Origin of the sequence: Lentzea sp. NBC_00516 (assembly GCF_036346835.1) — a bacterium.
Lineage (GTDB): Bacteria > Actinomycetota > Actinomycetes > Mycobacteriales > Pseudonocardiaceae > Lentzea > Lentzea sokolovensis.
Map to the genome: position 1 here is coordinate 4,834,812 of NZ_CP107840.1, position 12,688 is coordinate 4,847,499.

12 protein-coding genes and 1 pseudogene are annotated in these 12,688 nt (G+C 69.8%); 10 read left to right on the plus strand and 3 right to left on the minus strand.

Going from position 1 to position 12,688, the window contains the following annotated elements:
- Positions 1-271: 271 nt before the first annotated feature.
- The gene (locus OG205_RS20965; RefSeq protein WP_330277929.1) at positions 272-655 is read left to right on the plus strand and encodes an SsgA family sporulation/cell division regulator; all 384 of its coding nucleotides are present in this window, start codon (positions 272-274) and stop codon (positions 653-655) included.
- Here OG205_RS20965 and OG205_RS20970 read toward each other — a convergent pair.
- Genes OG205_RS20970 through OG205_RS20980 form a run of 3 tightly spaced genes read right to left on the minus strand, consistent with a single transcriptional unit; the run spans position 647 to position 5,889 of the window.
- Positions 647-2,953 (minus strand): helix-turn-helix domain-containing protein, encoded by a 2,307-nt coding sequence (locus tag OG205_RS20970; RefSeq protein ID WP_330277930.1) that lies wholly within the window; start codon positions 2,951-2,953, stop codon positions 647-649. The genes OG205_RS20965 and OG205_RS20970 overlap by 9 nt on opposite strands.
- Positions 2,954-2,957: 4 nt before the next feature.
- Positions 2,958-5,225: a helix-turn-helix domain-containing protein gene (locus OG205_RS20975; RefSeq protein ID WP_330277931.1), complete on the minus strand. Its 2,268-nt coding sequence runs from the start codon at positions 5,223-5,225 to the stop codon at positions 2,958-2,960.
- A gap of 10 nt (positions 5,226-5,235) precedes the next feature.
- Positions 5,236-5,889, minus strand: a complete 654-nt coding sequence (locus OG205_RS20980) for a GntR family transcriptional regulator (RefSeq protein ID WP_330277932.1) — start codon at positions 5,887-5,889, stop codon at positions 5,236-5,238.
- 106 nt (positions 5,890-5,995) lie between these two features.
- Here OG205_RS20980 and OG205_RS20985 point away from each other — a divergent pair, with 106 nt between their 5' ends.
- The 9 genes and pseudogenes from OG205_RS20985 (at position 5,996) to OG205_RS21025 (ending at position 12,593) form a co-directional block, all read left to right on the plus strand.
- On the plus strand, positions 5,996-6,949 hold the full coding sequence (locus tag OG205_RS20985) for an asparaginase (RefSeq protein ID WP_330277933.1): 954 nt from the start codon (positions 5,996-5,998) through the stop codon (positions 6,947-6,949).
- A gap of 66 nt (positions 6,950-7,015) precedes the next feature.
- Positions 7,016-7,306, plus strand: a complete 291-nt coding sequence (locus tag OG205_RS20990; RefSeq protein WP_319981593.1) for a hypothetical protein — start codon at positions 7,016-7,018, stop codon at positions 7,304-7,306.
- Positions 7,307-7,402: 96 nt separating this feature from the next.
- On the plus strand, positions 7,403-7,825 hold the full coding sequence (msrB, locus tag OG205_RS20995) for a peptide-methionine (R)-S-oxide reductase MsrB (protein WP_319981594.1): 423 nt from the start codon (positions 7,403-7,405) through the stop codon (positions 7,823-7,825).
- 257 nt (positions 7,826-8,082) lie between these two features.
- Entirely contained in the window at positions 8,083-8,982 is a 900-nt protein-coding gene (locus tag OG205_RS21000; RefSeq protein WP_330277934.1) for a TIGR04222 domain-containing membrane protein, read from the plus strand.
- 89 nt (positions 8,983-9,071) lie between these two features.
- Positions 9,072-9,872 (plus strand): TIGR04222 domain-containing membrane protein, encoded by an 801-nt coding sequence (locus OG205_RS21005; protein WP_330277935.1) that lies wholly within the window; start codon positions 9,072-9,074, stop codon positions 9,870-9,872.
- Positions 9,873-9,879: 7 nt separating this feature from the next.
- Positions 9,880-10,635: pseudogene (locus tag OG205_RS21010) on the plus strand (TIGR04222 domain-containing membrane protein); the annotation flags it as partial.
- On the plus strand, positions 10,635-11,411 hold the full coding sequence (locus OG205_RS21015; RefSeq protein WP_330277936.1) for a TIGR04222 domain-containing membrane protein: 777 nt from the start codon (positions 10,635-10,637) through the stop codon (positions 11,409-11,411). The pseudogene OG205_RS21010 and the gene OG205_RS21015, both read left to right, overlap by 1 nt.
- On the plus strand, positions 11,411-12,229 hold the full coding sequence (locus tag OG205_RS21020; protein ID WP_330277937.1) for a DUF692 domain-containing protein: 819 nt from the start codon (positions 11,411-11,413) through the stop codon (positions 12,227-12,229). Before OG205_RS21015 ends, OG205_RS21020 begins: the two co-directional genes overlap by 1 nt.
- Positions 12,222-12,593, plus strand: a complete 372-nt coding sequence (locus OG205_RS21025; RefSeq protein ID WP_330277938.1) for a hypothetical protein — start codon at positions 12,222-12,224, stop codon at positions 12,591-12,593. The genes OG205_RS21020 and OG205_RS21025 overlap by 8 nt, the downstream gene beginning before the upstream one ends.
- The last annotated feature ends 95 nt before the right edge of the window (positions 12,594-12,688 follow it).

Below are 12,688 nucleotides of genomic sequence, written 5' to 3' on the forward strand. Positions count from 1 at the left end.
CTGGCGCACGGCGGTGCCGACGAGGCCGGGGCGAAGTGGGGCAACCATGTCAGCCAGCAAATCGTGAGCGCCCCGGCAGGACCATGCAGAAGCACCGGCAGAAGTTCCGCAGGTCTGCCCCTTCGCACAGCGTCCCCGGCCGACGCGCCGGCGGAGAACGCGAAAACCATTCAACCAATCAATTGGTAATGGCAACAGGACACGATGAACCAATTCGGTTCCCATTACGTGATGTCTTAAGTACCCATGGCGAACACTTCAGGGAGTCCCGATGCGGGTCGCGTCACGCACCGTCTTCGACTTCGTCCGGCCGAACGGTTCCACCGCCCCGGTCGAGACCGAGCTGCTCTACCGGTCGGAAGACCCCTTCGCGGTCACGATGAAGTTCCGCTCCGGCGGCTCCGTCGCCACCTGGGTCATGGGCAGAGACCTGCTCGCCGAGGGCGTGAGCAGGAGAACGGGCGACGGCGACGTGCGGTTGCGGCCGCACTCGGGCCGCGTGCTGGTGCTGGAGCTGGTCTCGGACCGGCACATGACGGTGTTCCGGGTGCCCGCGGGCACCCTGCGGAAGTTCCTCGACGCCACCTGGCGGCTCGTGCCGGCGGGGACCGAGCGGTTCGACGCCGACGCGTTCCTGAGCACCGTCCTACGCTGACCGGATCCCGAGCGCGTCCGCCACGTCGTGCTGCAGCCTGGTCATGCCGGGCGACTCGTAGCCCTCGCACTCGGCCAGCGCGCGCACCCGGTGCCCGATCGCCGCGTCGCGGTCGCCCATGCGGTCGCACAGCCCGGCGAGCTCCATCAGCACGGACACCCTGAGTTCCGGGTCGGACAGCGCCTCCACGGCCCTGGCCAGCTGGTCCCGCGCCTCGGCAAGCCGTCCGGCGGCGGCCAGCGCGTGACCGCGGGTGTGCCGGGCCATCGACACCAGGTTCGCCGCTCCCCGCCCGGTCAGTTCCTCGGCCAGCGCCACCACCTCGAGCGCCTCCGCGTGATCGCCTGCCGCGACCAGCGCGTCCGCCAGGCGCAGCACCAGCTGGGCGGCGTTCTCCAACGCCACGCCGCGCTCGTTGCCGCGCAACGCGCGTTCCTCCTCGACGCACGCCCGGTGTGTCTCGACCGCCTCGGCGAAACGGCCCAGCCGTTGCAGCAGAACACCGGAGTAGGACAACGCGAGCACCACGTTCATCGGCTGACCGGTCTCCCGGAACAACTCCGCGGCCCGCCTGGCGTGCGTCACGCCGGCCTCGTGGTCGCCGAGCCGGGTCTCGACGGCCGACCGGTAGTAGTGCGCCCAGGCCGTCTCCTGCACCGAGCCGCACTCCCGCGCGACCCGCGACGCCTCCTCGTGCCACCGCAGAGCCAGCGGGATGTTGGTGTGGCGCGCGACGTAGACCCAGCAGACGAAGTTGAGCTGCTGGGCCTGCCGCTCCCGCTCGCCCAGTTCCCCCGCCGCGGCGACACCCGCCGTGTAGATCTCCAGCCACAGCTCGCCCGTGCCGCGGTGGTCGGAGTACCAGTGCATCGCCGTCGCCAGCGCCAGCACCTGTTCGTGGGCACCGTCGGCGACGGCCTGCCGGAACGCGCCGCGCCAGTTCGCCAGCTCGTCCGACAACCAGCGGCCCGCGCCGACCAGGTCCGACGAGCCCTGGCCGGGCAGGAACGCCGACGCGCATCGGGTCGCGGTGGCCAACAGCCAGTCGCGCGTGCGTAGGCGGTGCGTCTCCACGTCGGTTTCGTCGCTGTGCAAGCGTTCGCGCGCGTAGTCGCGGATCAGGTCGTGGAACGAGTAGCGGCCGGGAACGTCCGGCCGGAGGAGGCTCGCGTCGACGAGTTCCTCCAGCACCGGCTCGGCGTCGTCGATCCCGGCGGCCACCGCCGCGAGCGCGACGGACGTGTCCGGGCCGGGGATCAGCGCGAGCCTGCGGAACAGCGTCGCGGTCTCGGGCGCGAGCAGGCGGTAGGACAGCTCGAACGCGGTGCGGACCTGCACGTCGCCGGTCGCGAGCACGTCGAGCCGTGCGCGTTCGTCGGAGAGCTGCTCGGCGAGATGCCGCAACGACGACGTGGTGCGGCCCGCGATGGCGAGCGCCAGCGGAACACCACCGCACAGCGTCGCGACCCGGTCCGCCGACTCGGGGTCGGCGGCGATCCGATCGGTGCCGGCGGTCGCGGCGAGCAACGCGACGGCGCCGTCGTGCCGCAACGGAACGAGATCGACGCGGGAGCGACTGTTCAGGCCTGCCAGGACGTTTCGGCTGGTCACGACCACGAGCGAACCGGGACTGGCGGCGAGCAACGGCCGGACCTGGGCCTCGTTCGCGGCGTTGTCGAGCACGAGCAGCACGGTCCGTTCGCGCAGCATCGACCGGTAGAGGCGGAGACCGTCGCTGGGATCGGACGGCATCTTGGCGTCCGGCACGCCGAAGGCCCGCAGCAGCCGCGCGATCGCCCGTTCCGCCGACAACGGGGACGTGTCCATGCCGCGCAGGTCGAGGTGCAGGCAGCCGTCGGTGAACCGGCCGGCGAACCGGTGCGCCGCGTCGACCGCGAGCGAGGTCTTCCCGACGCCAGGAGGTCCGTGCACGACAACGACGTCCAGCACGGACGACGCGGCCGCACGGCTGATGCACTCCGCCAGGTGCTGCTGCTCTGCTTCACGGCCGATGAGCGGTTCCACCGGAGGCGGCGTGCAGTCGGTGCGTTCGGGACGTGGTCGCACGGCTTCCGACGACCGTGCGAGCGCCACGAACTCCTGAGCCTCGGCACCGTCCAGGCCGAGCCCGGTCACCAGCAGATCGACGGTCTGGGCCTGCGGGGTGTGCACGCGGCCGCGTTCGAGATCGCTCAGCGTGCGGACGCCCAGGCCGGCGCGCACGGCGAGGTTCTCCTGGGTGAGGGCCGCCCGGCGCCGGTAGAACCGCAGGAACTCGCTGAAGGTGGTCGCCCGCATCCCCTCACCCTCCGGACAAGCGCTCCCGCACCTCGGCGGCGATCTCGCGCGTCGCGTCGGTGTCCCACCGTTCGCACGCCGCGAGCGAGTCTCGCAGATGATGTTGATACGCGCTGTGGTCACCCCGTGACTCGGCGTTGCCGGCGAGCGCCCGCAGGATCTCGATCTCCCCGAGGCCGTCGCCGATCGCGCGGAACCCGGCGAGCGCCTGGCCGAGGTCCTCGTCGGACTCGGTGAGCCGGCCCGCCGCGCGGTGGGCGAGGGCGCGGTGCCACAACGTTCGGGCGAGCCAGGACGCCATCTGCGCGCGTTTGTAGACGCCCTCGGCCTCGGTCAGTGCCACAACGGCGTCATCGGGCCTGTCGACGTCTATCAGCGCGAGGCCAAGCCATCCGAGCGTGCGGCCCAGCGCGGAGAGTTCGTAGATGGTGTTGGCGTAGGCGCGTTGTTCCTTCGCTACTTCCTCGTGTGCGGTCACGGCGGCGATGGGCCGGTTCATCGACCGCCACAGCACGCCCAGCACGGACCGTGCGTAGTGCTCGTCCATGGGCTCGTGCATCGAGTCGATCGCTTTGAGGCACACGCGTTCGGCCTCGTCGAAGTGGCCGAGCCCGCTGTGCGCGGCCGACGCGATCAGCCACACCCAGCCGAGGTGCCCGGTCTCCCCCGACTCCTCGGCGACGCGGGCCGCGTGGGTCAGCACTTCCAAAGCGGGTCCCGACCGGCCGGCGACGTCGAACAGCACCCAGCCGAGCTGGCCGCGCACGACGATCTCCTGCCACGGCTCGCGGGCGGAGGCGAGGGCGAGGCGGTAGACGCGTTCCCAGACCAGGCCCGGTTCGATGGCCGCGTAGTGCGAGAGTGCGATCACCGCACGGGCCACCTCGTCGTGCAGGTCCCTGGCCTGCGCCCGTTCGACGATCTCGGGCAGCAGGTCGCGGTGCTCGTCCAGCCAGCGCCTTCCCGTTGCCACGTCGGGGAAAGCCCTGCCTCGCGGCCTCACTCGCCGCGCGTCGCCCGTCTGTCCGAACAGGACTCCGGCGGCCACGGTGGTCTCCAGCAGCCAGGCGAGCATCCTGCGGTCGGCGTCGTCGTCGGTGGCGTCGATCAGGCCGGTGGCGAACGTCCGGACGAGGCCGCGGATCGCGTAGCCCTGGTCGTCGGGGTCGAGCAGGCTGACGTCGGTGAGTTCCTCCAGGGCCTGTTCGGCCTCGGTGACGGACAGGCCGGTCAGTTCGGCGGCGAGCGCAGGGGTGACGTGGGTGCCGACGAGCAGCCCTAGCCGCCGGAACACCAGCCGCGCGGTCTCGGGCAGGTGCGCCAGCGACACCTCGAACGCGCCACGCACGTCCAGATCGCCCGCGGTGAGCGCGGCCAGCCGGCGTTCCTCGATCTGCTCGACGAGATGACCGAGGGGCCAGCGCGGACGGCTGGCGAGCCGGTTGCCCGCGATCCTGAGCGCGAGTGGCGACATCCCGCACAGCCGGACGAGTTCCCGTGCGGTCTCGCGGTCGGCCTCGACGCGGTGCGCACCGATGATCGACGCGAGCAACTCGAGGGCGCACGGCTCGGTGAGCCCGCCCAGCCGGATCCAGGTGGCACCCGCCAGCCCGGCGAGCCTGTGCCGGGACGTGACGATCGTGAGGCAGCCCGGATCGGCTCGGAGCGTGCGGATCTCCTCCTCCGTGCGCGCGCCATCGAGCACGAGCAGAAGGCGCTTGTCCGCGAGCAACGACCGGTAGAGCCGCGTCTGGCCGTTCACGTCCTCGGGCACGTGTTCGGCGGGCACTCCGAGGTCTTTGAGCAACCGTTGGAGCGGCTGTGCGGAGCTCTCCAGGTCGATGAGCAGCTGACCGTCCGGAAAGCGGCCCTCCAGTAGATGGGCGGCCCTCACGGCGAGGCTGGTCTTACCGGTTCCCGCGGCACCATGGACGACCACGAGCCCGTTGGGCTTGTTCGCGATGGCGTCGAGTTCGGCGTCCCGGCCGACGAGGTCCGCGACGTACATCGGCAACGACCAGACCGGGGACCAGACCGGGCTGCCCAGCGCGACCCGGCCGGTCCTGGCGAGGCAGCGCAGTTCGGCGCGGCCGGCTTCGTCGAGGTCCAGCGCGTCGAGCAGGGCCTCGGTCGTGCGGCGCTGCGGGGAACGGGCGCGGCCGCGTTCCATGTCGCTGATGGCGCGGACGCTGACACCGGACCGTTCGCTGAGCTCTTCCTGACTGAGCCCGGCGTTCTTGCGGTGCTGCACGAGCCGGGCGCCGAACATCATGTAACTGAAGTTAGTGGGTCAAACTCGTCAACATCTGCGCACACACCCGAGAGAGGTGCCTGCGCATCACCGTCGACGCCTTGGCCGCGTCACCGTCCGCGATCGCCCGCACGAGTTCGTCGTGGTCGTCCATCGACGCGTGCTGGTGCGGCGGGTCGTCCGCCAGCGCACTGCGCAGCAGCACCACGCGCTGCTGCACGAGCCGGACCTGCTCGGAGATGTACGGGCTGCGAGCGGCGTGCAGCAACGTCTGGTGGAACGCGAGGTCCAGCCGGTACGGGAACGGCTGCCCGGCCTTGTAGTTGCGCCGGCTCTCCGCGCAGACCTCCTGCAGCCGCACGAGATCCACATCGGTCCGCCGCGACGCCGCCAGTTCCGCCGCCGCGCACTCCAGTGCGGTGCGCAGTTCGAACAACGCCCTGACGTCATCAGGACTGGCGTCGGGCACGAACGCGCCCCGGTGCGGAACCAGTGTCAGGAGGCCCTCGGAGGCCAGATGCCGGATCGCCTCGCGCAACGGCCCGCGGCTGATGCCGAGCTTCTGCGCCACCTCGACCTCGTTGACCCGCGAGCCCGGAGTGATCTCCCCGGTGAGCACCTGCTCTCGCAGCACGTCCACGGCCTGCCCGGCCAGACTGAGGTGCAGGGGCGTCGGGGGTGTCACCTTCGTCTCCTGATCTGGACGGCACCGGCCGTCCTCCCGCTAAACTAGCGAACGTGTCAACTGTCGACAGTTGGCAGTTTCTCGGGATCTGAGCGGGAGGGGCGACATGGGACACGAAGTGGTGGCCGAGGTCTGGCGAGGCGACTTCCTGGAGTCCGTGCACCACGGCACCGTCGTCGCGACCGATCCGTCCGGCTCCCCGGTGCTGTCGGTCGGCCGCCCCGGCGACGTCGCGTTCCCGCGCTCGTCGAACAAGCCGCTCCAGGCCCTCGCGATGCTCCGCGGCGGTCTCGACCTCGACGGCGAACTGCTCGCCCTGGCCTGCGCCTCGCACTCGGGCGAGGACTTCCACGTCGACGGCGCCCTGCGGATCCTGGCCTCGGCCGGTCTGACCGAGGACGCGCTCCAGTGCACCCCCGACCTGCCGCTCGGCGACCAGGCCCGCGCCCGGCACCTCGCGCAGGGCCTCGCCGCCGCCCCGAAGTACATGAACTGCTCCGGCAAGCACGCCGCGATGCTCGCCACCTGCGTCGTCAACGGCTGGCCCACCGACAGCTACCTCGACCCCACGCACCCGCTGCAGGTCTCGACCCGTCAGACGATCGAGGACGTGGCCGGCGAGCCCGTCGCCCAGGTCGGCGTGGACGGCTGCGGCGCCCCGATCTTCGCCATCAGCCTCACCGGCCTCGCCCGCGCGTTCGGCCGTCTCGCCGCCGCTGCCCCCGGCACCCTCGAACACCGCGTCGCCACCGCCATGAGCACCTTCCCCCAGTGGGTCGGTGGCACCGGCCGCGACGTCACCGTTCTCATGGACGCCCTGCCCGGCGTCATCGCCAAGGACGGCGCCGAGGGCGTCTACGCGGTCGGCCTGCCCACCGGCGAGGGCGTGGCGCTGAAGATCGCCGACGGCTCGTCGCGCGCCCGCGCGGTCGTCATCGTCGCGGTGCTCAAGAGGCTCGGCGTGGACGTGAGCAAGGTCGAGGACCTCGCCACCGTGCCGGTTCTCGGGCACGGCCGGGCGGTCGGCGCCGTCAAGCCGTCCCTCGCGCTCGCGAGTTGACCGTCACTTCAGCGGTGAACGCCCGGCACACCGGAATCCCCTCCCCCAGCCACTAAGCTGGGAGTTATGGGCGATTCGAAGGACGAGAACGAGAAGTTCCAGGAGGAACTGATCGGCCTCGACCCACACGATCCCGAGACGAAGGCGTTCGCCGACCATCTCGACAAGATGAAGCGGCAACGCCCCGGCTTCACCGTCGAGGGCTACCTGGACGGCGTGCAGGACTTCGCCGACTCGGCGAACCGCACGACCGGGCACCAGCGGCTCGTCGCCGTCATCGTCGTGGGGCTCATCCTGCTGGGCGTGCTCCTCACGATCTGGTTCGCGCTGGGCGACATCCTCGCCATCATCTTCTGATTCCAAACGAGAACGAGTCCTTAACGGGGCCTTACGGCGCCGCAGGCCACACCCCCGCCGGGAAGCCCTGAAGGCGCCGCGGAGTTATAAAGAGACATGGAACCTGTTGTCGGCACCACCCCCAAGGTCGTGCGTTCCGAAGAGGAATGGCGCGCCCAGCTCAACCCCGCCGAGTTCGCGGTGCTGCGCCAGGCCGGCACCGAGCGTCCGTGGACCGGCGAGTACACCGAGACCAAGACCGAGGGCCTCTACGAGTGCCGTGCGTGCGGAGCCGAACTGTTCCGCAGCGACACCAAGTTCGACTCGCACTGCGGCTGGCCGTCGTTCTTCTCGCCGCTGGCCGGTGACTCGGTGATCCTGCGCGAGGACCGGGCGCTCGGCATGAAGCGCGTCGAGGTGCTCTGCGCCACGTGCCACAGCCACCTCGGGCATGTTTTCGAGGGTGAGGGGTATCCCACCCCTACGGACCAGCGCTACTGCATCAACTCCGTCTCCTTGAAACTCGTTCCGTCCGAATAGGAGACTGAGCCTCAGTCCGGTCACCAAGGATCCGGACCGACCTGGGAGGCACCATGAACTTCCGCATCGTCCTGCGCGGCACCGACGGCGAAGGCTCCAGCGGTGTCGACGGCGGCTCGTCGAGCTAGCCACAGGCGCAGAGCAGTGACAGAAAGCGGCCAACCCTAAGGCTTCGTCAACAAGCCTTGTGAGGCTGTGGCGCGGACCACACCATTGACCCACCGAAGCACTTTCGGGGCAGTCAGGGGGTGGGTCGCATGCAGAGGCCTTGGGGATTGTCCGGACCGGAGTTCCTTCAGCTGTACTGGATCGGGCTGGCACTCGCCGTGCTGGTCGCGATCGTCGTTCGGGTACGCGTGCGGGCGGGTCACAGCACCCAGCCCGTGCGCTCCCTCGACATGGACGAGCTCGCATATCTTGCGGGCGGTCCAAGGCGCGTGGTCGAGACGTCCATCGCGCGATTGCTCACCGCGGGTGAGCTCAGGACTTCACGGCGTGGCACCGTTCAGGTCACTTCCACCACGAAGTCGCTGAACCAGGTGGACCGCGCCGTCATCACCGACTGCCAGCGCTACACCAACCGCACCGTCAACCTGATGATCCCCGCCGTCGCAGCGGACGGCGTGGTCACGGCGATCGGGCAGCGCCTGCAGGACATGGGCCTCGTGGTCGACCCTGCCGTCGCGAGAAGCGCTCTGCGCAAGGGATCCATCGCGTTGTGGGTGCTGCTCGTGATCGGGATCGCACGCTGGGTCAACGGCCTCGCGATCGGCGCGAACGTCGGCTGGCTCATGCTGCAGCTCGTCATCGCGGGCCTGCTGATCCTGCTTCTCACGCGGCGCGGCAAGCACGTCCGCACCAGCAAGGGCAACCGCGTGCTCGACGGCGCTCGCACCACGAGCACCAGGTCGGCGGGAAGCGTGGACGAGGTCATGTACGCGGGCGCGGCCGGCGCGGTCCTGTTCGGCGGCCTCCTCGTCTATCCGGATCTGGCGGTGCGCACCTCACTGCTCGCCTCCTCCGGTTCCGGCAGCTACAGCAGCAGTGGCAACAGCACGTGTTCGGTCGGTTCTTCTTCGTGTTCAAGCGGAAGCAGCAGCTGCGGTGGCGGCGGTGGGGGCGGCGGCTGCGGTGGCGGGTGCGGCGGAGGCGGCTGATCCGATGTTCGGTTCTTTTCAGGTAACACCAGGAACCCAGGGGTAGATCTCACGTCGAAGATGCACTGACACCAGTGAGGGGAGTGCTGATGTCCAAATCTTCGACACCGCACCAGGCCACGTGGTCCGCGGAGGAGATCGGGTTCCTGGCAGGGGGACCGGGCAGGGCGGCCGAGGCCGTTCTCTCCCGGTTGCTGGACGGCGGTCTCGTGCGCATCTCCCGCGAGGGACTCGTGACCGCCGTCCACCAGAACGGTTACGGCGCCAGGACGGCGCTGGAGGCGTACGTCCTCGCCGGACTCCAGGGCACCGCTCGTCCCATCCAGCAGGTCGTGCAGGTCGCGCGAGCGAGCCACGAGATGGGCGCGCTGCACCAGAGCCTCGTCGACCGCGGCATGGTGCACCGCCGGTTCGGCAGGCCCCGCGGCGGCAGGATCGCGTTGCGGGTGGTGCTGTTCCTGCTGGCGTTCGTCTCGGTGTTCGTCGCCTTCGCGATCGACGCGAGACTGTTCCTGCTGACGGCACTGCTGGTGTTCCTCGCGATCCTGCTGCGGAACCCAGGCAGGCTCACGCGAAACGGCAAGACCGTGTGGATGTACGCGATGAGGACCCGCGGCAGTGCGGACTCGGTGGCGTTGTTCGGACTGCGCCGGGGCAAGCAGCGCACGACGTCCTCCTCCACCCCGTACGTCGGCACCAGCGGTTGCAGCTCGTACGACTGGGACCACCACAGCTGCGGCGGCACGTCGAGTTGTGGTGGCAGCAGTTGTTCGAGCAGCAGCTGCGGCAGCAGTTCCAGCAGCTGCGGCAGTTCCAGCAGCAGTTGTTCGAGCAGCAGTAGCAGCTGCAGCAGCTCGAGTAGCAGTAGCTGCAGCAGTTCCAGCAGTTGAGGGGGAAGCAATGACGGAACAGACAGGCGCGCAGGGGGCGTGGCTGTCCGCGGAGGAGGCCGGTTTCCTGACAGCCGGTCCCGGACGAGCCGCGGAGACCGTGCTGGCCCGGCTGATCGACCAAGGCCTGCTGCGGGTGTCGCGCGACGGACTGGTCTCCGCGGTGCACCAGGACGGCCAGGGCGCCACCACATCGGTCGAAGCGCGGATGCTGAGCTTCGCACGGACCCCCGTCCAGTTCGACGCGATCGTCCTGGCGACCAGGAACTGCGCGGAGGTGGCGCAGCTGTACCGGCAGCTGCTCAGCCGTGAGCTCATGCAGGTGCCTCACCGCCGCCACGGCAGCCGGTGGTTCTCGCTCGCGGTCGCGGGTGTGGCGGTGGTGCTCGGGTTCATCTCACCCGTGTTCCTCATCGCCGCGGCGATCGCACTGGGTTTCTTCGTCTGGCAGTACGGCAGCGGCCCGATCACCCCGGCGGGCAGAGAAGCCCTGGGTCAGGTGAAGGCGAGCGACCGGGTGCACGTGGTGGCGCTGTACGGGTTCGACGGCAGAGTCCGCGGGCAGGATGTCGGTGAGCTGTTCGACTTCCCGCGGCGTGTGGTGAGGACGGTCCCGCGCAGGCCTGCCAGGGCGAGGCGGAGGTCCATCTGGAACGGTGGCGGGTGCGGTTCGTCGTCGAGCTGCGGCAGTTCCGGTTGTGGCGGTTCCAGTTCCAGTTGCGGCGGCGGTAGCAGCTGCGGTGGCGGCGGAGGGGGAGACTAGTGGCGGCACCAACGGCGGCAACGGGCACGCGAGTACCCCCGGAACAGATCGGCTATCTGACGGAGGGCCCCGGCCGGGCCGCGGAGACCGCGCTGGCGAGGTTGCTCGACGCCGGTCTCGTGCGGGTGTCGCGCGACGGGATCGTGTCCGCCGTGCACCAGAACGAGCTGGGCGCCACGACCGCGGTCGAGACGCTCATCCTCATCGGCCTGCGCAAGCCGGTGCGATTCGACGCGGTCGTGCGGAACGCCATGAAAAGCGCGGAAATGCGGTCGTTGCACCAGCAGATGCGCGCACAGCGACTGACCCGCAACCCGCGTCCCCGGCTCGCGGCGTGGTGGGTCTTCCTCGTGATCGGCGTCGTCCTGGGCCTGGCCGCCTTCCTGGAGCCGTGGACGCTCTTCGGGGCACTGGGGTTCCTGGGCTTCGCGTATTGGACATATGGCGCGAAACCGCTCACCAGGGCGGGGCGGGCGGCGTTGAAGGACGTGACCGCTAGCGACCGGGTTCTCACCGTGGCGCTGGAGGGCTTCCGCGGCAGGATCGGCAACCGGACCGTCGCCGAGCTCTTCGGGCTGCCGCAGAGCGTCGTCAAGATGCTGCCGCGCAAGAGGAAGAAGACCGGCCGGCGTGGCGGTAGAGCCGCTTCGAGTGCGGCGGCCTGCGGCAGCAGCGGCTGTGGCTCCAGCAGTTGTGGTAGCAGTAGCAGTTGTTCGTCGGGCAGCAGCAGCTGCGGTGGCGGTAGCAGCTGTGGCGGCGGCGGAGGAGGCGACTGATGGCGGGGATCAAGGACCTGGGTGTCGGCATCGGCTGGCGCTCGGAGATCGACCTGACGGTGGAACGGTTGCCCGGCGTGGACTTCGTCGAGGTCGTCGCCGAGAACCTCCACATCGGACACCTGCCCGAGTCGGTGACGCTGCTGCTGGAACGCGGCGTCCCGGTGCTCCCCCACGCCGTGTCGCTGTCCCTGGGCGGCGCGGACCAGGTCGACCTGCACCGGGTCGAGCACCTGGGCGCGGTCGCCGAGGCGGTCGGCGCGCCGATGGTCAGCGACCACGTGTGCTTCGTGCGGGCGGGCGGCCTCGACTCCGGGCACCTGATGCCGGTGCCGCGCACCAAGGACGCGCTCGACGTGCTCGTCGCGAACGTCAAGCTCGCCCAGCGGAACCTGCCCGTGCCGCTCGCGCTGGAGAACGTGGCCGCGCTGCTGGAGTGGCCGGACGGCGAGCTGTCCGAGGGCCAGTTCCTCGCCGAACTAGTCGAACGCACGGACTGCTGGCTGCTCGTGGACGTCGCGAACCTCTACGCGAACGCCCGCAACATCGGCACCGACCCGGAGCGGTTCCTGGACGAGATCCCGCTGGAGCGCCTGGCGTACGTGCACGTGGCCGGCGGCGAACAGCACGGCGACATCTACCACGACACGCACGCCCACGCGGTTCTGCCCGAAGTCCTCGAGGTGCTGGACGAACTGTGCTCGCGCGTCGCGCCGCCCGGTGTTCTGCTGGAACGCGACGACAACTATCCGTCCGACACCGAAATCGCGAGTGAACTGGCCGCGATCCGCGCCGTCGTGGACAAACACCGTGACTGAAATCGTGAACGAGAATGAAGTTTCGGCAGCACGCGAAAGGCTTGCGACCCAGCAGGCGGAGCTGCTAAACGCATTGCTCGGCAACGGTCCGGCACCGGCGGGATTCGACGAACAACGCCTGGCTGTCGAACGCCGTGCGCTGCTGTCGAAACGGCGCGGCATCGTGCGGATGCTGGGCCCGGCGGTCGCCGACGAGCTCGGCGACCGGTTCCGGCCGCTCTTCGACGCCTACGCGGTCGAATACCCACGTCGCGCGGGCTCACGCGCGCGCGAGGACGCCGCGGCGTTCGCGGAATGGTGCCGTGCTTCCGGAGAACTGTCAGCAAAACGCAAGGCTCGCTGGAAGTTCTGGCAGTCGAACTGACGGGCGAACGAAACGGGGGCCAGAATCCCCCGTTCGGCCCTGTGTTACCCGGTTGTTATATCGATACGTTCGAAGGGTCGGGGGACCTTTTTCGC

Bases quoted from the DNA above. Each gene is read 5' to 3' on its own strand.
- OG205_RS20970 (WP_330277930.1), bottom strand. From the start codon at position 2,953: ATGCGGGCGACCACCTTCAGCGAGTTCCTGCGGTTCTACCGGCGCCGG.
- msrB (WP_319981594.1), top strand. From the start codon at position 7,403: ATGGAACCTGTTGTCGGCACCACCCCCAAGGTCGTGCGTTCCGAAGAG.
- OG205_RS20965 (WP_330277929.1), top strand. From the start codon at position 272: ATGCGGGTCGCGTCACGCACCGTCTTCGACTTCGTCCGGCCGAACGGT.
- OG205_RS20985 (WP_330277933.1), top strand. From the start codon at position 5,996: ATGGGACACGAAGTGGTGGCCGAGGTCTGGCGAGGCGACTTCCTGGAG.
- OG205_RS21020 (WP_330277937.1), top strand. From the start codon at position 11,411: ATGGCGGGGATCAAGGACCTGGGTGTCGGCATCGGCTGGCGCTCGGAG.
- OG205_RS21000 (WP_330277934.1), top strand. From the start codon at position 8,083: ATGCAGAGGCCTTGGGGATTGTCCGGACCGGAGTTCCTTCAGCTGTAC.
- OG205_RS21005 (WP_330277935.1), top strand. From the start codon at position 9,072: ATGTCCAAATCTTCGACACCGCACCAGGCCACGTGGTCCGCGGAGGAG.
- OG205_RS20975 (WP_330277931.1), bottom strand. From the start codon at position 5,225: ATGATGTTCGGCGCCCGGCTCGTGCAGCACCGCAAGAACGCCGGGCTC.
- OG205_RS20990 (WP_319981593.1), top strand. From the start codon at position 7,016: ATGGGCGATTCGAAGGACGAGAACGAGAAGTTCCAGGAGGAACTGATC.